General features: G+C 73.1%; 17 protein-coding genes. 5 read left to right on the top strand and 12 right to left on the bottom strand.

From position 1 onward, the window contains the following. Positions 1-2: 2 nt before the first annotated feature. Complete coding sequence (locus tag P5P86_RS15075) at positions 3-770, top strand: adenosylcobinamide-GDP ribazoletransferase (RefSeq protein WP_280608265.1); 768 nt, start codon at positions 3-5, stop codon at positions 768-770. Further along, on the top strand, positions 767-1,711 hold the full coding sequence (locus tag P5P86_RS15070) for a cobalamin biosynthesis protein (RefSeq protein WP_280608264.1): 945 nt from the start codon (positions 767-769) through the stop codon (positions 1,709-1,711). The genes P5P86_RS15075 and P5P86_RS15070 overlap by 4 nt, the downstream gene beginning before the upstream one ends. A 27-nt stretch (positions 1,712-1,738) precedes the next feature. Here P5P86_RS15070 and P5P86_RS15065 read toward each other — a convergent pair whose 3' ends face one another. After that, positions 1,739-2,371 (bottom strand): hypothetical protein, encoded by a 633-nt coding sequence (locus P5P86_RS15065; protein WP_280608263.1) that lies wholly within the window; start codon positions 2,369-2,371, stop codon positions 1,739-1,741. A gap of 98 nt (positions 2,372-2,469) precedes the next feature. Here P5P86_RS15065 and P5P86_RS15060 point away from each other — a divergent pair, with 98 nt between their 5' ends. Further along, positions 2,470-4,089, top strand: a complete 1,620-nt coding sequence (locus P5P86_RS15060; RefSeq protein ID WP_280608262.1) for a copper resistance CopC/CopD family protein — start codon at positions 2,470-2,472, stop codon at positions 4,087-4,089. Here P5P86_RS15060 and P5P86_RS15055 read toward each other — a convergent pair. The 5 genes from P5P86_RS15055 to P5P86_RS15035 form a co-directional block, all read right to left on the bottom strand. After that, positions 4,082-5,008 (bottom strand): cytochrome c oxidase assembly protein, encoded by a 927-nt coding sequence (locus tag P5P86_RS15055; RefSeq protein ID WP_280611269.1) that lies wholly within the window; start codon positions 5,006-5,008, stop codon positions 4,082-4,084. The genes P5P86_RS15060 and P5P86_RS15055 overlap by 8 nt on opposite strands. A 1-nt stretch (position 5,009) precedes the next feature. Continuing rightward, on the bottom strand, positions 5,010-5,846 hold the full coding sequence (locus P5P86_RS15050; protein WP_280608261.1) for a M56 family metallopeptidase: 837 nt from the start codon (positions 5,844-5,846) through the stop codon (positions 5,010-5,012). 7 nt (positions 5,847-5,853) lie between these two features. Beyond that, entirely contained in the window at positions 5,854-6,237 is a 384-nt protein-coding gene (locus P5P86_RS15045) for a BlaI/MecI/CopY family transcriptional regulator (RefSeq protein ID WP_280608260.1), read from the bottom strand. An 84-nt stretch (positions 6,238-6,321) separates the two neighbouring features. After that, positions 6,322-7,059: a YcnI family copper-binding membrane protein gene (locus P5P86_RS15040; RefSeq protein WP_280608259.1), complete on the bottom strand. Its 738-nt coding sequence runs from the start codon at positions 7,057-7,059 to the stop codon at positions 6,322-6,324. Between the two features lie 161 nt (positions 7,060-7,220). Next, complete coding sequence (locus P5P86_RS15035; RefSeq protein WP_280608258.1) at positions 7,221-7,598, bottom strand: ArsR/SmtB family transcription factor; 378 nt, start codon at positions 7,596-7,598, stop codon at positions 7,221-7,223. 260 nt (positions 7,599-7,858) lie between these two features. Between P5P86_RS15035 and nicT the strand changes: the two genes are divergently transcribed. Both nicT and P5P86_RS15025 read left to right on the top strand, forming a co-directional pair. Further along, entirely contained in the window at positions 7,859-8,995 is a 1,137-nt protein-coding gene (gene nicT, locus P5P86_RS15030) for a Nickel transporter NicT (protein ID WP_280608257.1), read from the top strand. Positions 8,996-9,133: 138 nt separating this feature from the next. Further along, positions 9,134-10,477 carry an FAD-dependent oxidoreductase gene (locus P5P86_RS15025; RefSeq protein ID WP_280608256.1) on the top strand — a complete coding sequence of 448 codons (1,344 nt, stop codon included), beginning with the start codon at positions 9,134-9,136 and terminating at the stop codon, positions 10,475-10,477. 48 nt (positions 10,478-10,525) lie between these two features. Here the strand turns inward: P5P86_RS15025 and P5P86_RS15020 are convergent, their stop codons facing one another. From P5P86_RS15020 to cobN, 6 genes are read right to left on the bottom strand one after another with little or no spacing between them, the layout of a single operon-like run. Next, positions 10,526-11,044: a bifunctional adenosylcobinamide kinase/adenosylcobinamide-phosphate guanylyltransferase gene (locus P5P86_RS15020; RefSeq protein ID WP_280608255.1), complete on the bottom strand. Its 519-nt coding sequence runs from the start codon at positions 11,042-11,044 to the stop codon at positions 10,526-10,528. Continuing rightward, positions 11,041-11,766 (bottom strand): cobalt-precorrin-6A reductase, encoded by a 726-nt coding sequence (locus P5P86_RS15015; protein ID WP_280608254.1) that lies wholly within the window; start codon positions 11,764-11,766, stop codon positions 11,041-11,043. Before P5P86_RS15015 ends, P5P86_RS15020 begins: the two co-directional genes overlap by 4 nt. Continuing rightward, positions 11,763-13,211, bottom strand: a complete 1,449-nt coding sequence (locus P5P86_RS15010) for a cobyric acid synthase (RefSeq protein ID WP_280608253.1) — start codon at positions 13,209-13,211, stop codon at positions 11,763-11,765. Before P5P86_RS15010 ends, P5P86_RS15015 begins: the two co-directional genes overlap by 4 nt. Next, the gene (locus P5P86_RS15005) at positions 13,208-13,789 is read right to left on the bottom strand and encodes a 2'-5' RNA ligase family protein (protein WP_280608252.1); all 582 of its coding nucleotides are present in this window, start codon (positions 13,787-13,789) and stop codon (positions 13,208-13,210) included. The genes P5P86_RS15010 and P5P86_RS15005 overlap by 4 nt, the downstream gene beginning before the upstream one ends. Beyond that, positions 13,786-14,520 carry a precorrin 6A synthase gene (locus tag P5P86_RS15000; RefSeq protein WP_280608251.1) on the bottom strand — a complete coding sequence of 245 codons (735 nt, stop codon included), beginning with the start codon at positions 14,518-14,520 and terminating at the stop codon, positions 13,786-13,788. Before P5P86_RS15000 ends, P5P86_RS15005 begins: the two co-directional genes overlap by 4 nt. Then, positions 14,517-18,137: a cobaltochelatase subunit CobN gene (gene cobN, locus P5P86_RS14995; RefSeq protein ID WP_280608250.1), complete on the bottom strand. Its 3,621-nt coding sequence runs from the start codon at positions 18,135-18,137 to the stop codon at positions 14,517-14,519. The genes P5P86_RS15000 and cobN overlap by 4 nt, the downstream gene beginning before the upstream one ends. Positions 18,138-18,193 lie beyond the last annotated feature (56 nt).

Raw genomic sequence — 18,193 nt, 5'->3', positions numbered from 1 at the left:
TCATGATCGCTGACTCCTGGCGGCTCGCCGTCGGCACGCTCACGGCGGTGCCCGTCCGTCCGCCGACGGTGGTCGATCGGCGCCGCGCGGGACTGGCGATGGTGCTGGCACCGGTCGCGACGGTCCCGCTCGGAGCGGCCGCCGCGATCACCGGGTACGCCGGCATCCGCCTCGACCTGCCGCCGCCGGTGGTGGCGCTGCTCGCGGTGGGGGTGATCGTGCTCGGCAACCGCGCCTTCCACGTCGACGGCCTCGCCGACACCGTCGACGGCCTCGCGTCCTCCTACGACCGCGAGCGGGCGCTGACCGTGATGAAGACCGGTACGTCGGGGCCGGCGGGCGTGGTCGCCCTCGTCCTGGTGATCGGTCTGCAGGCGGCCGCGCTGGCGTCGGTGCTCGCGGGGCCGCACGCCCTGCGCGGTGCGGTGCTGGCCGGGCTGGGCGTGTGCGTCTCGCGCGCCGCGCTGGTCCTGTGCTGCGCCGCCGGCGTACCGTCCGCGCGGCCCGGCGGACTCGGCGACACCTACACCCAGGCGGTGCCGCGACCGGTCGTGGCGCTGGTCTGGCTGGCGGGTGCCGCGGTGCTGGCACTGGCGGCGAGCGCCGCCGGCCTGGACTGGTGGCGTGGCGTGGTCGCCGTCGCCGCGGCCGCCCTGGCGGTGGCGGTGCTGGTGGCCCACGCCGTCCGGCGGCTCGGGGGCGTCACCGGCGACGTCTTCGGTGCCGCCGTCGAGCTGGCGCTGGCCGCGCTCCTGGTAGGCCTGTCGTGACGGGGCTCGCCCGGGCGGGCGGACTGGTGCTCGGCTTCGCCGCCGACCGGGCGTTCGGCGATCCCCGGCGGGGCCACCCGGTCGCCGGCTTCGGCAGGTTGGCCGGCGCGCTGGAGCGGCGGATCCACGGCGACGACCGCGCTCGCGGCGTGCTCCACGCCGGGATCCTGGTCGGGGGAGCGGTGGCCCTGGGTGTCGCGTCCGAACGGGCCGTGGCGTCCCGTCCGCTGGCCCGGACCGCCCTGACGGCCCTGGCGACCTGGGTAGTGCTGGGCGGCCGCAGCCTCGAGCGGGAGGCAGCCGCCGTCCGGGCGCGCCTGGCCGCCGGCGACCTGCCCGGTGCGCGACGGCGGCTGACCCACCTGGTCGGTCGCGACACGGCGGCCTTGGACGAGGGCGAGGTGGCCCGTGCCGTGGTGGAGTCGATCGCCGAGAACACCTCGGACGCGGTCGTGGCGCCGCTGGTCTGGGGGGCCGTCGCCGGCGTCCCTGGCCTGCTCGGCTACCGGGCTGCCAACACCCTGGACGCGATGGTCGGCCACCGCACCGCCCGCTACGAGAGGTTCGGCTGGGCGAGCGCGCGGCTCGACGACGTGGTCAACCTGCCGGCGTCGCGGCTGGCCGGTGTGCTCGCGGTCGCGCTGGGCGAGGACCCGGGCAGCGCTGCCACCGCGTGGCGACGCGACGCCCGCCGGCATCCGAGCCCGAACGCGGGCGTGGTGGAGTCGACCTTCGCCGGCGCGCTGGGCATCCGGCTCGGGGGCACCAACACCTACCACGGTGACCGGGTCGAGCATCGCGCCGTGATGGGGGTGGGCCGGGCGCCGGAGCCGGTCGACATCGCGCGCGCGACCCACTTGGCCCGGCGGGTCGACGGAGCCGCGCTAGCGGTCGGGGCGGCCGCCGTCCTGGCCCTCGCCGTGCTCAGGAGGAGCCGTTGACCGCGGCGCGGCAGGCAGGTGCGCCCCTCAGCTCGCGGAGGCGGCCTTGCGCCGGCGCAGGATGATCACCTGCAGGCCGAGGATGACCAGGATCGCCAGGCCGATCGCGCCGTAGGTCAGGTAGGTCCCGAGGTGGCCACCGGGCTGGTAGGTGAGCGTGCCGGTGATGTCGGCCTTCTGGGTGCCCGACGCGATCGGGATCTTCCAGTTGTTGATCAGGTGGGCGTGCTTGGGGTCCTTCTGCACCACCGGAGCGTTGCTGACGCCCATCCAGTGGATCCGGTGATCGTGCCACTGGGCATGGTTCGTGTCACTGATCTTGACCCAGACGGGCGGCTTGGTGGCGTTGGCATCGGCGGGGATGGCGCCGATGGTCTGCTCCTTGTTGAGGTAGGTGGCCGGGGAGAGCTTGTTCTGCCACACGCCCTCAGAGGTGATCTTGAGGTACTGGTCGCCCTGGTAGCCATAGACGATCAGCGGGGTCGCACCCGTGTTCGCGACGTTGATGTCCTCGCCGTTGGAGGGGACCCGCACCCGGATGCCGGAGATGTCAGGGGCGACGGCCTTGAACGTCGAGACGTAGGTGGAGAATCCGTCGGCGTGGGCGGGCAGGGGCAGGAGGACGGCCAGGGCCAGCAGGAGGGCAGCACAGCGACGCAACGACGGGTCCTTTCAACGGTCTGCAGCGATGGTAGGCCGCCCCGTCCACACCTCACGGATCGGGAGGTACGAGGCCCCCGTTACAGTCGGTCCCCGTGGTGTCCAGAGTGCTCGAGCCGCGAGGCCGGTGGGTCAGGTTCGCGGCGGCGCTCGGTGCGCTGGTGGTGCTCGCGGTCATGGCGGCGGCCGCTCCGGCCTCCGCCCATGCGGTGCTGGAGGGCAGCACGCCGCCACCGGACGTCGTCCTCGCGACCGCTCCCGACAGCGTGTCGCTGAGCTTCGACGAGGCGGTGACCCTGCTGCCGACCTCGTTGCGCGTCTACGGACCCGACGGCGCCCGGGTCGACGCCGGTGACGTGGCCCACCCGGCCGGGAAGGGTCAGGCCGTCAGCGTGCACCTGCGCAGCGGCGGCGCCCAGGGCACCTACCTGGTCTCCTGGCGGGTGATCTCGGCCGACTCCCACCCGGTCTCGGGTGCCTACACCTTCTCGGTCGGCCGGACGAGCGCGGCGCCGGTAGCCCCGGACGATGCGACGAACAAGGGCGTGGCCGTGGCGCTGGGCGCCGCGCGGCTGGTCGGCTACGCCGGCAGCGCGCTCCTGGTCGGCACCCTGCTCTTCGTCGCCTGGTGCTGGGCGGAGGGCTGGTCGCTGCGACGGGTGCGGCGGCTCGCCGCCGTCGGCGCGGGGCTGCTCGCCCTCGGCACCGTGGCAGACGTGCTCCTCAAGGGCCCCTACGACGCGGCGCTCGGCTTCGGCAGCCTGGGCCAGGGCCGGCTGCTGCGCGAGGTGCTCGGCACGACGTACGGCCATGCGGCGATCGCCCGGCTGGTGCTGGTGGCGGCCCTGACACTCACCCTGCGGCTCTCGCGCCTGCCGCGGCTGCCCGTCGGTGTCGGGGCGGTGCTGGTCGGGGTGAGCTTCGCGCTGTCCGGTCACGCCGCGGCGGGCTCGGGCCGCGTCGTGGCGGCGCTCAACGACACCGTGCACGTCCTCTGCGCGAGCATGTGGCTGGGCTCGTTGGCGGTGATCCTGGTAGCGGTCCTGCCGCTGGCCGAGAACGCCGCGGCCGTCGTCGCGCGCTTCTCGGCGCTCGCCGCCGTGCTGGTGCTCCTGATCGTCGCCAGCGGGACCTATCAGGCCGTGCGGCAGGTCGGCTCCTGGGCCGCGCTGGGCGGCACCACCTACGGCCGCGAGCTGCTCGTCAAGATCGGGGTGGTGGCGGTCGTGCTGGTCGCCGCCGCCGGCTCGCGGGCCTGGGTACGGCAACAGCGGCGGACGGCCGGCTCGACGCGGATCCTGCGGCGTGCGGTCCTGGCCGAGGCGGCCGGGCTCGTCGTGGTCCTGGGCATCTCCTCGGCGCTGGTGGCCACCGAGCCCGCCAAGACGGCCTACCACCCGAGCATCGCGGCGAACCTCGTGCTCGAGGGCGACACGGTGCAGGTCTCGGCGGTGCCCACCGGGGACCGCCGGATGGAGCTGCACCTCTACATCTTCGGCAAGGACCAGCTGCCGACCGATCCCAAGGAGATCGACGCCACGCTGAGCCTGCCCGCACGGTCGGTCGGGCCGCTGCCGGTCACGCTGGTCAACGCCGGTACGGGTCACCGTCAGGGCAGCATCGCCGTACCGGTGTCGGGAACGTGGCGGCTCTCGGTGACGTTGCGGACCACGGCCGTCGACGAGGCGACCGGATCGGTCGCGCTGCCGATCAAGTGATCCGCGCCTGAGCGGATGATCGGGCGGGTCCGCCGGCCCGGGTGGTGCGTGCCCAGCGTGCCAGCAGGATCACCATCACCAGGACCGTCGCCGCCTCCGAGGTGGCCCAGGCGATGCTGCCGGCCAGGGTCTGGTCGCTGAGGGGATCGACCGCCCAGGACGGGTCCGGGTCGTCGAAGAACCGCAGCACCGGCCCGGTCGAGAACATGATGATCAACCCGAACACCGCGTGCAACGGGGTGGAGGCGAAGGTCTCCGCCAGCCGGCGCGGCGCCGGCCGGACGTGGGGGAGGGCGCGGGGCTCGCTGACCAGCGGGCCGAAGAAGAGGCAGCCGGTGAGGAGGAAGTGCAGCAGCATCACGTTGTGGCCCCACACCGTGTGCATCAGGTCCTGGAAGAGCGGGGTGAAGTAGATGCCGTAGAGCGAGGCGAGGAACAGGCACCATCGCACCGGCAGGCTCAGCAGGACGCCCGCCGCCCGACTCCCGGCCGCGGCCGGCAGCAACCGCCGGACCGCCGCCCCGCCCGGGCCCTCGGGGGCCGCGGCGAGCGCCAGCCGGTAGGGCGAGCCCAGGGCCAGCAGGATCGGCACCACCATCGCCAGGACCATGTGCTGGGCCATGTGCACGCTGAACAGCATCATGCCGTAGGCCTCGATGCCGGTGGTGGTCACCGCCTCGAGGAGCACGATGCCGGCCAGCCAGCTCAGCGTGCGTCCCAGCGGCCAGCGCCCACCGCTACCTGTCACGACCGCAACGCCGAGCAGGTAGCCGATCAGTCCGACCAGGCCGAGCAGCGGCACGATCGGCACCGGCTGCAGGTGGAACGCGACGAGCCGGGACAGGGAGGGTGCGCGATCGGGCATCCACATCGGACCGGTCATCGACCACATCCCGCCGGCACCCTGCATCCCGGGCATGTCATCCACCGAGCGCCACCTCGCCCCGGGACGAGCGGGCCTCGATCCGCTGCGCCCTCAGACGCAGCCCGTCGTCGTGGTTCGCCGCACCCAGGGCCCGCAGGGCGCGCGCGGTCAGGCCGGCGCCGCACCGCCGTACGGCGTGGTCGTCGGCGGCCAGCTCGACCAGCAGGTGGATCGAGCGCTCCAGCGCCCGAGCGCACGGCAGCAGCGGCGCACACCGGTACTGCAGGTCGGCGAGCTGGACCAGGAGGTGGTGGCGCTGGAGCAGGTGGCCTCGTTCGTGCTCGACGACGGTGCGCAGCTCGGCGGCCGTGAGGAGGTCGCGCAGCTGCGAGGACACCACGATGACCGGCCGGCGGCCGGGGACGCTGATGGCACTGCGCGTCTCGCTGTCGACCACCACCGTGGTCACCCGGCGAGCGGGCGCTGCCGCGCGACGACCGAGGGCGGCGGCGATGCGCACCCGAAGGTGGCTTCGGCGCAGGCTCCCGGTGGCCGCGCGATAGAGGACGAGGCCGATCATCGCGCCGCCCACCGCCGTCGCCAGGCAGGCGACGGCGGTGATCCCGAAGCTGTTGAGGGCGGAGTGCCAGGTGACCTGCTCGCGGACGCCGTGCGGCCGGTGGGCGAGCGCGACGGCCGCGCCGATCGTGCAGCCGAAGCTGACCAGCATCGCCGTGCAGCCACTCGCGAGCGCCCCGATCCAGATCATGATCGCCAGCCGCGGCAGCCGGCTGGTCCACCGCCGCCGGGTCACCGCCAGCGGGGTCGCGACCATGACCGCCACCGCGTAGAGCAGGAGCAGGCAGCCGGTGCTGACCAGGTCCGCGACCACGGCGTGGTCAGTCGGATCCGACGAGTCGGCGCAGCGCGGCGAGGTCCTCGTCGCTCAGGGCGCCGGCGAAGCTGAGCAGTGCGCCGGTCCGATCCTTGCTGCGCAGCAGCGCGGCCAGCATGTCGTCGGCGGTCAGGTCGGCGTCGTGGCGTGCCACGCTGAAGCGCAGCTCACCGCCGACCTTGGCCTTCTCCACCTCGCCCGAGCGACGCAGGCGGTCCAGCACGGTGAGCACCGTGGTGATCGCCGGCACCGGGCCACCGGCCTCGGCGAGGCGGTCGGCGACCTCGCGCGCCGTCAGCGAGCCGGGGGAGTGCAGGAGTACGCCGAGCACCTCGTCGCGCAAGGCGCCGTGGCGGCGACGTCCGCCGTCGTGCTCCGCTGTGGTCATCGGTCCTCCCGGGTCGTGCTGCTCGCGCCGCCATTCTCACCGATGGCAGCGCGGGGGCGAAGACGGCCGTGGGGCCGCCCGCTATCAGGCGCGACGCCGGACGACGGAGAGCGCCGCGCCGCCGAGGGCGCCGAGCGCGACGACGAGGGCGATGGTCGAGAGGATCAGCGGCGCGTGCGAGGAGTCCTCCTTCTCGACCACCGTCGCCGGTCCGGGAGAGGCGGACTCGGTGCCGGAGTCGCCGGCCGGGCTGCTCGCCGTCGCACTCGGGTCGGCGGCGGCGGACGGGGTGATGGTGAGGACCGGGGCCGGGTGCTCCGGCTCGTCCTGACCGGCGACGCTGTCCTGGATCCAGCGCACGACCGAGCCGTCGCTGTAGGTCTGCAGCGCCTTGAACTCCACCGTCCCGGAGTCGGGCAGCGGACCCACCGACACGTCGAACTCGTCGAACTCCCCGGGCTTGATCGCGTCGGCGGCCGAATCGGCTGTCCACACGATCCGGGAGACGGCCTGGGTGACCTGACCGTCGTCGCTGCTGATCGGCGTCTTCAGCTTCTCGTCGGTGACCTTGAAGCTCCACCCCGGGTGCGGCTTGACGCTCACCGAGGCGAACGGGTGGTCGGTGGGGAAGTAGACGGCGACCTTCGTGGTCGAGGCCGTGTCGGACTCCGTCGGCACCCGGAAGGTCAGCTTGGTGTATCCGCCCGCACTCGCGGTGCTCGGGTTCACGGTGACGTGAGCGGAGGCCGGCAGGGCGAGGCCGACCACCGCGAGTGCGGGGGCGGCGACGAGAGCGAGCCGGACGGCTTGACGACGCGTCATGGGTTCCTCGGGATCGTGATCTGGCTCCCGGGGATCGGGAGCGCCGGCCAGACTCTACAAGACGTAGAACGTTGCCGGTCGCAGGCCCGTGCCGCGGCCCGCCCGGTTCGCTCGATCCGCTCGGTTTGCTGGGTCCGCTGGGTCCGCTGGGTCCGTGGCGATTACCCGTGTCGATGCGTCGTGGCCACGGCGGGTGCGACCTGGTCCAGGAGGGGCCCGAGCGCTGCGTCGAGGAGCCGGTAGCGCACGACGCGTCCCTCGCGGCCCGCCGCGACGGCGCCGGCGTTGCGCAGCAGCCGTAGCGCCTGGGAGACGGCCGTGTCCTTGAGGCCGGTGGCAACAGCGAGATCCGACACCGAGATCGGACCGACCCGGTGGATGCACACCAGCAGCGCGAGGCGCGTCGGGTCGCCGAGCAGGGCGAAGCGCTCGGACCAGGTGCGGACCCCTGCGCCGTCCGCGAGCACCGCTATCGCGTCGCAGACGCGGTCGGCGTCGATGATCCGGTGGTCGGCGCGCTCTGCAGGGACGAGGTGCATGGGGCCATCCTCCCAGGCGAGGGCCCGACCCGCAGCAACCTGTCGCCTGATCAGCTCATCAGGTGGGAAGGCTTGACGCCTCGAGTCGCTGGACCCTAGGTTCGAACCGTCCGGCCAACGGCCGGATGATCCAGACGGAGCGAAGCCGGTGAGATCCCGGCGCTGTCCCGCAACGGTAAAGCCCTCGTGCGCGCATGCACGCAGGGACGAGCCCGGTCGCCTCCCCCGGATCGCCGCTGACCGTCCCGAGGAGGATGGCGATGTCGCCTTCTGTTTCCCCTGCCACGCCCCCGCGAGGCCACGTCCTGCTCCGTGCTCTGACCACCTGGACCGCCAAGGACTGGATCGAAGCCGGTGGCCTGCTCGGCTTCATCGTGCTGATGCACGTGGTCGGCTTCGGCGTCCTGATCCTCGTGGTGGCGCCGCAGCACTACAGCCTGGGGACCCAGGTCTTCAGCGTCGGGCTCGGCATCACCGCCTACACCTTCGGCCTGCGGCACGCGTTCGACGCCGACCACATCGCCGCGATCGACAACACCACCCGCAAGCTGCGCAACGACGGGATCCGCCCCAAGTCGGTCGGCTTCTGGTTCGCGATGGGCCACTCCACGATCGTCTTCGGCATGGCAGCGCTCGTGGCCGTCGGCGCCCACGCCGTCGGAGCCCTGGTCGACGACGACTCGAGCGCCCACCGGACGATCGGCACGGTCGGCACCCTCTCCTCGGGCAGCTTCCTCTACCTGATCGGCATCCTGAACCTCGTCGCGCTGGTCGGCATCTGGCGCGTGTGGCAGGGCCTGCGGCACGGAGAGTTCGACGAGAGCGAGCTCGAGGAGCACCTGAGCAACCGCGGCCTCTTCGCGCGCTTCCTCAACGGCCTCACCCGAGCGATCCGCAAGCCCTGGCAGGCCTACCCCGTCGGCGTGCTCTTCGGCCTGGGATTCGACACCGCCACCGAGATCACCCTGATGGTCCTCGCCGGCTCCGGCGCGGCAGCCGGCGTTCCGTGGTACGCGATCCTCGTCCTGCCCCTGCTCTTCGCCGCGGGGATGAGCCTGCTGGACTGCCTCGACGGACTGTTCATGTCGATCGCCTACGACTGGGCCTTCCTCAAGCCCGTCCGCAAGGTCTACTACAACCTCGCCATCACCGCGCTCTCGGTCACCGTCGCGCTGCTCATCGGCACGATCGAGCTCGTCGGCGTCCTCGACGGCAATCTCGGTTGGTCCAACCCGGTCACCGACTGGATCAGCGACATCGACCTCAACAACGTCGGCTTCATCATCGTCGGACTGTTCGTCGCCATCTGGGCCGCGGCGATCGCCTACTGGAACATCGCCAAGGTCGAGGACAGGTGGGGCCACGTCGGCGTGGCCGTGGGCTCCGCCGAGGACTGAGGCTCCACGGAGGACCGAACAGCGCCCGTCCGCCCACCCGGCGTGACGAATCTCATCGTGCCGAGGGATGAGACGGTTCGGATGGGAGGCCGATCCCAATTAGGCTTGCCTTAGTTCCGTGGAAAGGCTCTGACACTCATGCGCTCCCTTCGCGTCGCCGTCGTCGGCGGTGGACCGGCCGGCATCTACGCCGCCGACATCCTCACTCGCCAGTACGAGCAGGCCCATGTCGACGTCATCGAGCGGCTGCCCGCGCCGTACGGGCTGGTCAGGTACGGCGTGGCCCCCGACCACCCGCGGATCAAGGAGATCATCAAGGCGCTGCGGCGGGTGCTGTCCAACGACCGGATCCGGTTCCTCGGAAACGTGGACTACGGCACCGACCTCAAGCTCAGCGATCTGCAGCGCTACTACGACGCGGTCATCTTCGCCACCGGCGCGACCGCCGACCGGGCGCTGAACATCCCGGGCATCGAGCTCAACGGCAGCTTCGGCGCGGCCGACTTCGTGTCCTGGTACGCCGGCCACCCCGACGTCGCCCGCGAGTGGCCGCTGGAGGCCGAGTCCGTGGCGGTGCTGGGCGCGGGCAACGTCGCCCTCGACGTCGCCCGGATGCTGGCCAAGCCGGCCGACGAGCAGCTGACCACCGAGATCGCGGAGAACGTCTACCAGGGTCTGAAGGCCAACCGGGCCACCGACGTGCACGTCTTCGCGCGGCGCGGCCCGGCGCACATCAAGTTCTCGCCGATGGAGTTGCGCGAGCTCTCGCACTCGCCCTCGGTCGACGTGCTCGTCACCGAGGAGGGCTTCGAGATCGACGACGCCGGCCAGTCGGAGATCTCCTCGCACAAGGCCACCAAGCTCGTCGTCGACACGCTGCTGAAGTACCTCGAGGCCGAGCCGACCGGCGCGCCGCACCGGATCCACATCCACATGATGCAGAACCCCGTCGAGATCCTCGGCGAGGACGGCAACGTGGTAGCGATCCGCACCGAGCGCACCGAGTACAACGGCGACGGCACCGTGCGCGGCACCGGCGAGTACGTCGACACGCCCGTCCAGGCGGTCTACCGCGCGGTGGGCTACCTGTCGAGCAACCTGGCCGACCTGCCGTTCGACGACAACGCCGGCGTGGTGCCGAACGAGGCCGGCCGCGTGCTCGACCTCGACGGCGTCCAGGTCCCGGGGGTCTACGTCACCGGCTGGATCAAGCGCGGTCCCGTCGGCCTGATCGGCCACACCAAGTCCGACGCCAACCAGACCATCACCTGCCTGCTGGAGGACCTCGACAGCCTCGCCCCGGCCGAGGTCACCGACCCCGACGCGATCCTCGGCCAGCTGGCCGAGGCTGGTGTCGAGGTCGTCACGTGGTCGGACTGGGAGCGGCTGGACGCCCACGAGGTCTCGCTCGGCGAGGCCGCCGGACGCGAGCGGATCAAGGTGGTGCCGCGCGAGGACATGATGCGCGCGGCCCGCGGCTGAGGCGCACGAGGCGCTCGTCATCCTGTCCCGAGCCGACGCCAGGACCGGCTAGAGCCGCATCACCCGGCCGGCGATCACCAGGTGCACCTGGTCGCAGACCGCGGCGAGCTCCTGGTTGACCAGGCCGAGCAGGTCGCGGAACAGCCGGCCCGACCGGTGCGCGGGTACGACGCCGAGCCCCACCTCGTTGGTCACCAGCACGGTGTCAGCCGTGCGTCGGGTGAGGACGGCGGCGGCCTCGGCCACCAGCCGGCGGACCACCGCCGTCACCTCGGCCGGCGGCGCCTCCCACAGCTCGCGCTCGTCCAGGGTCGCCGTCAGCCAGGTGCCGAGGCAGTCGACGATCACGGGACCCTCGACCGCCAGCCCGACGGCCAGGTGGTGGGTCTCCAACGTCGTCCAGGACGCGGAGCGGGCTGCCCGATGGACAGCGATGCGATCGGCCCAGTCGGCGTCGTCGATCGCCGGGCCCGGCGCGACGTAGGTCACCGGGCCGGTGGCGGGGAGCAGCGACTCGGCGTGCCGGGACTTGCCCGATCGCACGCCGCCGGTGACCAGGGTCCTCATCCCAGCCCCCGTACCCAGGCGAGCGCCGCGTCGACCTCAGCGACCGTCCGGATCCCTGCGGGGGCGGGCGGCCGGCGCACCACGACCACCGGCACGCCCAGCACGCCGGCGGCCTCCACCTTGGCCCAGGTGTGACGACCGCCGGAGTCCTTGGTGACCAGCACGTCGACGGCGTGTGAGCGCATCAGCGCCAGCTCGCCGGCGAGGGGGTAGGGGCCGCGGCTGGAGATCAGGGTCCAGGCCGGCGGCAGCTCGAACGCCGGCTCGTCGACGACCCGGGCGAGCGTCGGCAGCGCGCCGAGCGCGGGGACGAAGCGCGCGAGCTCCTGCCGGCCCACGGTGAGGAAGGGCCGGGTGCCGAGAGCCGCCGTCCGGGCGGCCGCCTCCTCGTGGGTGTCGGCGTAGTGCCAGGATGCGTCGGGCTCCCAGCCGGGCCGCTCCAGACGCAGCAACGGCCGTCCGGTCGCCGCGCACGCGGAGGCAGCGTTCACCGAGATCCCGCGCGCGAACGGATGGGTCGCATCCACGACCGCGTCGTAGTCCGCCAGCGCTGCGACCAGGCCCGGCACACCACCGAAGCCGCCGATCCGGACCGGCCCGAGGGGCAGCCGGGGTCGTGCCACCCGGCCGGCCAGTGAGGACGTGACGTCCACGCCGCCCTCGACGAGCCGGGCGGCCAGGTCGCGCGCCTCCGCCGTCCCGCCGAGCAGCAGCAGCCTCACAGCACGTCTCCGGGCGGCAGCACGGGCAGTCCCGCCGGGGCACCCTTCATCGCCAGCTCGAGCAGGCCGTCGACGTCGAGGTGCTGTTCGACCAGGTCGCTGAGCAGGTCCAGCCGCGCCTCGCGGGCGGCGGGGAACGACGCCCGCGAGGCGACGCCGAGGGCGGCGCGCAGGTAGCCGGCGCGGAAGTCGTCGTCCTCGAGCCGACCGTGCACCATCGTGCCGCTGACAGCACCGGACGCGGTCTCGCCGCTGATCCGGCCGTGGTGGATCTCGTAGCCGGCCGGGTCGTGCAGCCGCAGCGTCTTCTCCGCCTCGAAGGCGGTCGTCAGGTCGAGCAGGCCCAGGCCCTTCACCGCGGCACCCTCAACGCCTTCCACACCCTCGGGGTCGCTGATCGATCGGCCCAGCATCTGGCATCCGCCACAGATGCCGAGCACGGGCCGCCCCGCCTCGGCGTGGGCGACCACGGCCCGATCCAGCCCCCGAGCGCGCAGCCAGGCCAGGTCGCTGATGGTGGCCCGGGTGCCGGGAAGCACCACCAGATCGGCGTCGGCCAGGTCCCGTGGCGAGGAGGCGAAGACGACGTCGAGCTCCGGCTCGAGGCCGAGCGCGTCGACATCGGTGAAGTTGCTGATCCGGGGGAGCCGGACCACCGCCACCCGCCGGGTCGAGGCGGCCGTCACCGCACCGTCCGCCCGCCTGCCGTCCAGGTCGAGCGCGTCCTCCGAGTCCAGCCACAGCGACGGATCCCAGGGGAGTACGCCGAAGGTGGGTCGCCCGGTCGCCCGGGCCAGCATCTCCAGCCCCGGTGCCAGCAGCCCGAGGTCGCCGCGGAACTTGTTCATCACGAACCCGGCGACCAGGGCCTGGTCGGCGGGCGAGAGCAGCGCCACGGTCCCCAACAGCGCGGCGAAGACGCCGCCCCGGTCGATGTCGCCGACCACGATCGTCGGCAGGTCCGCATGGCGTGCCAGCCCCATGTTCACGTAGTCGCCGGCGCGCAGGTTGATCTCGGCGGGACTGCCCGCGCCCTCCGCGACGATGACGTCGTAGCGCGTGGCCAGGTCGTCGAAGGCCTCGTGCGCCGAGCGGGCGAGGTGACGCCGGCCGTGCACCCAGTCGGCGGCGGAGACGGCACCGGCGGGCCGGCCCATGAGGACGACGTGGCTGCGTCGGTCGCTGCCCGGCTTGAGCAGCACCGGGTTCATCGCCGGCTCGGGCGTCGCCCCGGCGGCCAGCGCCTGCACCCACTGCGCGCGCCCGATCTCGGCGTACCCGTCCCCGGACCGCACGACCATCGAGTTGTTCGACATGTTCTGGGCCTTGTAGGGCGCCACCTTCACACCCCGCCGGGCGAACGCGCGGCACAGCCCGGTGGTGACGACCGACTTGCCGGCATCGGAGGTCGTGCCCGCGACCAGCAGGCCGTGCGGCCGGCTCATGACGCCTGCTCCGGCTGCTCGGGCTGCTCGCCGAGCCACCAGGAGTGCAGCAGGCGGCAGTCGTGGTTGGCCCACCACTGCAGGTCGAGACGATCGAGCCGGACCGTCACCGGGAGGGTCTCGCCCAGCCGTTGGCTGACCGTGTGGGCGGTGACCGGATCCCCGGCGGCCGACCCGGTCGAGACCTGGTCGAGCGTGAGGTGCGGGGTGGGGTCGGGATAGGCCCCGCCGTACGGCGGGTGGTCGGGGAACTCCTGCGTCAGCCTGGCGGTGAGGTCCCGGATCGGGTCCTCGGGCACCGGCCGCAGGTGGAGCAACCCGTCGGGGAAGGCGTGCACCGCGCCGAGGGTGACGTCGATCGGCTCGGTTTCGGCCAGCACCTCGGCCACCCGGCCCAGGTCGTCCGGCCCCGGCGAGGCCAGCCACGGCCCGAGCACGGTGATGTGGGCGTGCACGAAGGCCGGGTCGGCGGAGACGAAGGACGCGTCGTAGTGCCGCGTCCGGTCGCGCACCCAGGCGTCCAGCTCCGGGACCGGGAAGGCGAGCACGCTGTGCCCCGCCGGGATCTCGGTGCTCATCGCGGGCCCCGCAGGAGGTAGAGGTCCATCACCCAGCCGTCGATAGCGCGGGCGTGCTCCCGGGCGACCCGCAGCGAGGCCTCGCCGACATCGCCGAGGCGTCCGGCCGCGAGCTGCTCGCCGGGCGCGCCGAGGTTGGCGCCGTACCAGACCTGCCAGTCCTCCAGCCCCTCCAGATCCGGTGCCGAGCCGAGCATCACGACCAGGTTCCGCTGGCCGGCCGCGATGTCCTCGCGCAGCCGGCGGGCGGTGGTGAGGTGCACCGGCCGGCCGACCTCGTGCAGGACCATCCTGTGCCGGGCGGCGAGCAGCTGGGGCGCACTGATCCCGGGGATCACGTCGAAGGGGAGGCCGAGCTGCTCCACGACCCGGATCGTCGAGTCGTAGAGCGCGGGGTCGCCCCACACCAGGAAGCCGGCGGTGCCGCCGCGCTCCTCCAGCACCGCCCGGTAGGACTCCACCCGGGCGGTGTGCCAGGCCCGCACCGCCCTGTCGTAGCCGGCGGTCGCGGTGGTGGTCGCGGCGTCGCGGTCGCGCTCGGGATCGGGTACGGCGACGAGCTCGGCGCCGTACTGCTCGCACACGGCCCGCCTGATCGCCAGCAGCGGGTCCTCGGCACCCTTGGCGGCGGCGAGGACGTAGTCGCAGGACCGCAGCGCGTCGGCCGCCTCCGGCGTGACGTGCTGCGGACCCATCCCGAAGCCGATGACCCGCACGGTCGAAGCGCTCATCGGTCCTCCAGGTCTCCCTCGACCTCGAGGTAGACCTGCTGCAGCTGAGCCATCACGTCCGGGTCCGGCTCCTGCCACAGCCCGCGCTCGGCCGCCTCGTGCAGCCGCTCGACGATGCCGCGCAGCGCCCACGGGTTGGACCGCTTGAGGAACTCCTGGTTGGTCTCGTCGAGCACGTAGGACTGCGCCAGCTTCTCGTACATCCAGTCGTGCACCACGCCGGCGGTGGCGTCGAAGCCGAACAGGTAGTCGACGGTCGCCGCGAGCTCGAAGGCGCCCTTGTAGCCGTGACGCTGCATCGCGCCGATCCAGCGCGGGTTCACCACCCGCGCCCGGAAGACGCGGGCGGTCTCCTCGGCCAGGGTGCGGGTGCGGATCGCGTCGGGTCGGGTGGAGTCGCCGACGTACGCCTTCGGGTCGCTGCCGGTCAGCGCCCGCACCGTGGCGACCATGCCGCCGTGGTACTGGAAGTAGTCGTCGGAGTCGGCGATGTCGTGCTCGAGTGAGTCGACGTTCTTGGCCGCGACCTTGATCCGGCGGTAGTTGGCCCGCATGTCCTCGGCCGCCGGGGCGCCGTCCAGGCCGCGGCCGTAGGCGAAGCCGCCCCACACCGTGTAGACCTCGGCCAGGTCCTGGTCGTCGCGCCACGAGCCGGACTCGACGGCCTGGAGGATGCCGGCGCCGTACGAGCCCGGCTTGGAGCCGAAGATCCGGGTGCTCGCCCGGCGGGCGTCGCCGTGCTCGGCCAGGTCCGCGCGGGCGTGGGCGCGGACGAAGTTGGACTCCGCCGGCTCCTCGAGGTCGATCACCAGCCGCACCGCGTCGTCCAGCATCGCGACCACGTGCGGGAAGGCGTCGCGGAAGAAGCCGGAGATCCGGACCGTCACGTCGACGCGGGGCCGGCCGAGCTCCTCGAGCGGGATCACCTCGAGCTCGCTGACCCGGCGCGACGCCTCGTCCCAGACCGGACGTACGCCGAGGAGCGCGAGCACCTCGGCCACGTCGTCGCCGCTGGTCCGCATGGCGCTGGTGCCCCAGACGGAGAGGCCGACGCTGGCGGGGTACTCGCCGGTCTCCTCCAGGTAGCGCTGCAGCAGCGAGTCGGCCATCGCCTGGCCGGTCTGCCAGGCCAGCCGGCTCGGAACGGCCCGCGGGTCGACGGTGTAGAAGTTGCGCCCGGTCGGCAGCACGTTGACCAGCCCGCGCAGCGGCGAGCCGGACGGTCCGGGCCGGACGAAGCCGCCCTCGAGGGCGTGCAGCACGGCGTCGAGCTCATCGGTCGTGCGGGCCAGCCGCGGGACGACCTGGGTGGCGGCGAAGGTCAGCACCGCGCCCACCTCCGGTGACTCGTGCAAGGCGGCGACCGCGGCGGGGTCCCAGTCGGCCTTCTCCATCGCCTCGACCAGCTCGCGGGCCTGCGCCTCGAACGCGTCGGTCTCCACGGCACCGGCCTCCGCTGCCAGACCCAGCGCCGTACGCAACCCCGGCACCGCGTTCCCGACACCGCCCCACACCTGGGCCGCCCGCAGGACGGCGAGCACGAGGTTGACCCGCGCAGCGCCGGACGGGGCCGCGCCGAGCACGTGCAGACCGTCGCGGATCTGGGCGTCCTTGATCTCGCACAGCCAGCCGTCGACGTGCAGGATGAAGTCGTCGAACTCCTCGTCCTCGGGCCGCTCGTCCAGGCCGAGGTCGCGATGGAGCTCGGCGGCCTTCATCAGCGTCCAGATCTCGCCGCGGATCGCCGGCAGCTTGGCCGGGTCCATCGCGGCGATGTTGCCGTACTCGTCGAGCAGCTGCTCGAGGCGGGCGATGTCGCCGTACGCCTCCGCGCGGGCCATCGGCGGGACGAGGTGATCGACCAGGACGGCGTGCGCGCGGCGCTTGGCCTGAGCCCCCTCGCCGGGGTCGTTGACCAGGAACGGGTAGATCAGCGGCAGGTCGCCGAGCACCGCGTCGGTGCCGCAGGCGGCCGAGAGGGCGGCGTTCTTGCCCGGCAGCCACTCCAGCGAGCCGTGTTTGCCCAGGTGCACGACCGCGTCGGCCCCGAAGCCGTGCTGCTCGATCGGCGCGGCGAGCCAGCGGTAGGCGGCCAGGTAGTGGTGGGTCGGCGCCAGGTCGGGGTCGTGGTAGATCGCGACCGGGTTCTCGCCGAAGCCGCGCGGCGGCTGGATCATGATGACCACGTTGCCGGCCTGCAGCGTCGCCAGCACGAGCTCGTCACGGTCGTTGACGAACAGCGATCCGGGCGCCGGGCCCCACTGCTCGGTCATCGCCGTCCGCAGGGCGGGGGCGAGATCAGCTGTCCAGCTGCGGTAGTCCTCGGCGCTGACCCGCACGTGCGCCTCGGTCAGCTGCAGGTCGGTGAGCCACTCCTCGTCCTGCCCGCCGGCAGCGATCAGGGCATGGATCAGCGCATCGCCCGCCTCGGTGTCGTCGGCCAGGTCGAGCACGCCGAAGCCGTCGCCGACGTCGTACCCCTCCGCGCGCAGCCGGCGCAGCAGCCGGACCGCGGAGACGGGGGTGTCGAGCCCGACGGCGTTGCCGATCCGCGCGTGCTTGGTCGGGTACGCCGAGAGCACCAGGGCCAGCCGCTTCTCGGCGTTGGGGAGGTGCCGCAGTCGCGCGTGGCGCACCGCGATCCTGGCGACACGGGCACAGCGCTCGGGGTCGGCGACGTAGCGCGGCAGGCCCTGCTCGTCGATCTCCTTGAACGAGAACGGCACGGTGATGATCCGGCCGTCGAACTCCGGGATGGCGATCTGGGTGGCGGAGTCCAGCGGCGTGACGCCGTCGTCGGAGTCCGCCCACTCGGCGCGGCTGCTCGTCAGGCACAGCCCCTGCAGCACCGGGATGTCGAGGGCGGCGATCCGGGCGACGTCCCAGGCCTCGTCCTCGCCGCCGGCGCTCGCTGCGGCCGGGGTGCTGCCACCGGCCGCGAGCACCGTCACGACCAGCGCGTCGAGGGTGGCGAACGCGTCGTACAGCTCCTCGGGTGCGCTGCGCAGCGAGCTGGCGAAGATCGGGACGCCGACGGCGGTCCCGGTGGCGTCGACGGCATCGGCCAGCGCATGGGCGAAGCCGGCGTTGCCGCTCACCTCGTGGGCGCGGTAGTAGAGCACCCCGATGCGCGGGAGCGGACGCTCCGGGGAGTCCGGACGCTCGGCGTAGCCCCAGACCGGCACGCTCATCGGGGGCTCGAAGCCCTCACCCGTCAGCAGGACGGTGTCGCTCAGGAAGGCGTGCAGCTGGCCGAGGTTCACCGGGCCGCCCTCGGCGAGGTAGCGATGGGCCTGCGCCGCGAGGCCGACCGGCACGGTGGAGAGCTCCATCAGCTCGGCGCTGGGCGTGACCTCGCCGCCGAGCACCACCACCGGCGTGCCCGCCGCCCGCACCTGCGCGACACCCGGCCACAGGTCGTGCGGGGAGCCGAGATGACGTACGACGACCAGCGCCGCGCCCTCGGTGAGCGCCGTCAGGTCGGCGTCGCTGCTGCGAGCGGGGTTCGCCCACGCGTAGGCCGCGCCGCTGCCGCGGGCGGAGAGCAGATCGGTGTCGGACGTGGAGAGCAGCGCGATCCGGGGGGACGGCGTCGCGTTCAGCGCAGGGGACGGCACGGCCGGGTCTCCTCCTCCGGGGTTCTCGCCCCGGCTTGCGGTCGGATGGCGGGTGC

Source organism: Nocardioides sp. BP30 (assembly GCF_029873215.1).
GTDB lineage: Bacteria > Actinomycetota > Actinomycetes > Propionibacteriales > Nocardioidaceae > Nocardioides.
Note: the sequence above shows the minus strand (reverse complement) of the source record. Positions and strands in the feature narration are given on the sequence as shown.

What these genes read in the sequence shown, in the direction of transcription:
- P5P86_RS15055 (WP_280611269.1), bottom strand. Translation starts at nt 5,008, where the DNA reads ATGCCCGGGATGCAGGGTGCCGGCGGGATGTGGTCGATGACCGGTCCG.
- P5P86_RS15075 (WP_280608265.1), top strand. Translation starts at nt 3, where the DNA reads ATGATCGCTGACTCCTGGCGGCTCGCCGTCGGCACGCTCACGGCGGTG.
- P5P86_RS15005 (WP_280608252.1), bottom strand. Translation starts at nt 13,789, where the DNA reads ATGAGCACCGAGATCCCGGCGGGGCACAGCGTGCTCGCCTTCCCGGTC.
- P5P86_RS15000 (WP_280608251.1), bottom strand. Translation starts at nt 14,520, where the DNA reads ATGAGCGCTTCGACCGTGCGGGTCATCGGCTTCGGGATGGGTCCGCAG.
- P5P86_RS15045 (WP_280608260.1), bottom strand. Translation starts at nt 6,237, where the DNA reads ATGACCACAGCGGAGCACGACGGCGGACGTCGCCGCCACGGCGCCTTG.
- P5P86_RS15020 (WP_280608255.1), bottom strand. Translation starts at nt 11,044, where the DNA reads ATGAGGACCCTGGTCACCGGCGGCGTGCGATCGGGCAAGTCCCGGCAC.
- P5P86_RS15025 (WP_280608256.1), top strand. Translation starts at nt 9,134, where the DNA reads ATGCGCTCCCTTCGCGTCGCCGTCGTCGGCGGTGGACCGGCCGGCATC.
- P5P86_RS15010 (WP_280608253.1), bottom strand. Translation starts at nt 13,211, where the DNA reads ATGAGCCGGCCGCACGGCCTGCTGGTCGCGGGCACGACCTCCGATGCC.
- nicT (WP_280608257.1), top strand. Translation starts at nt 7,859, where the DNA reads ATGTCGCCTTCTGTTTCCCCTGCCACGCCCCCGCGAGGCCACGTCCTG.
- P5P86_RS15040 (WP_280608259.1), bottom strand. Translation starts at nt 7,059, where the DNA reads ATGACGCGTCGTCAAGCCGTCCGGCTCGCTCTCGTCGCCGCCCCCGCA.
- P5P86_RS15035 (WP_280608258.1), bottom strand. Translation starts at nt 7,598, where the DNA reads ATGCACCTCGTCCCTGCAGAGCGCGCCGACCACCGGATCATCGACGCC.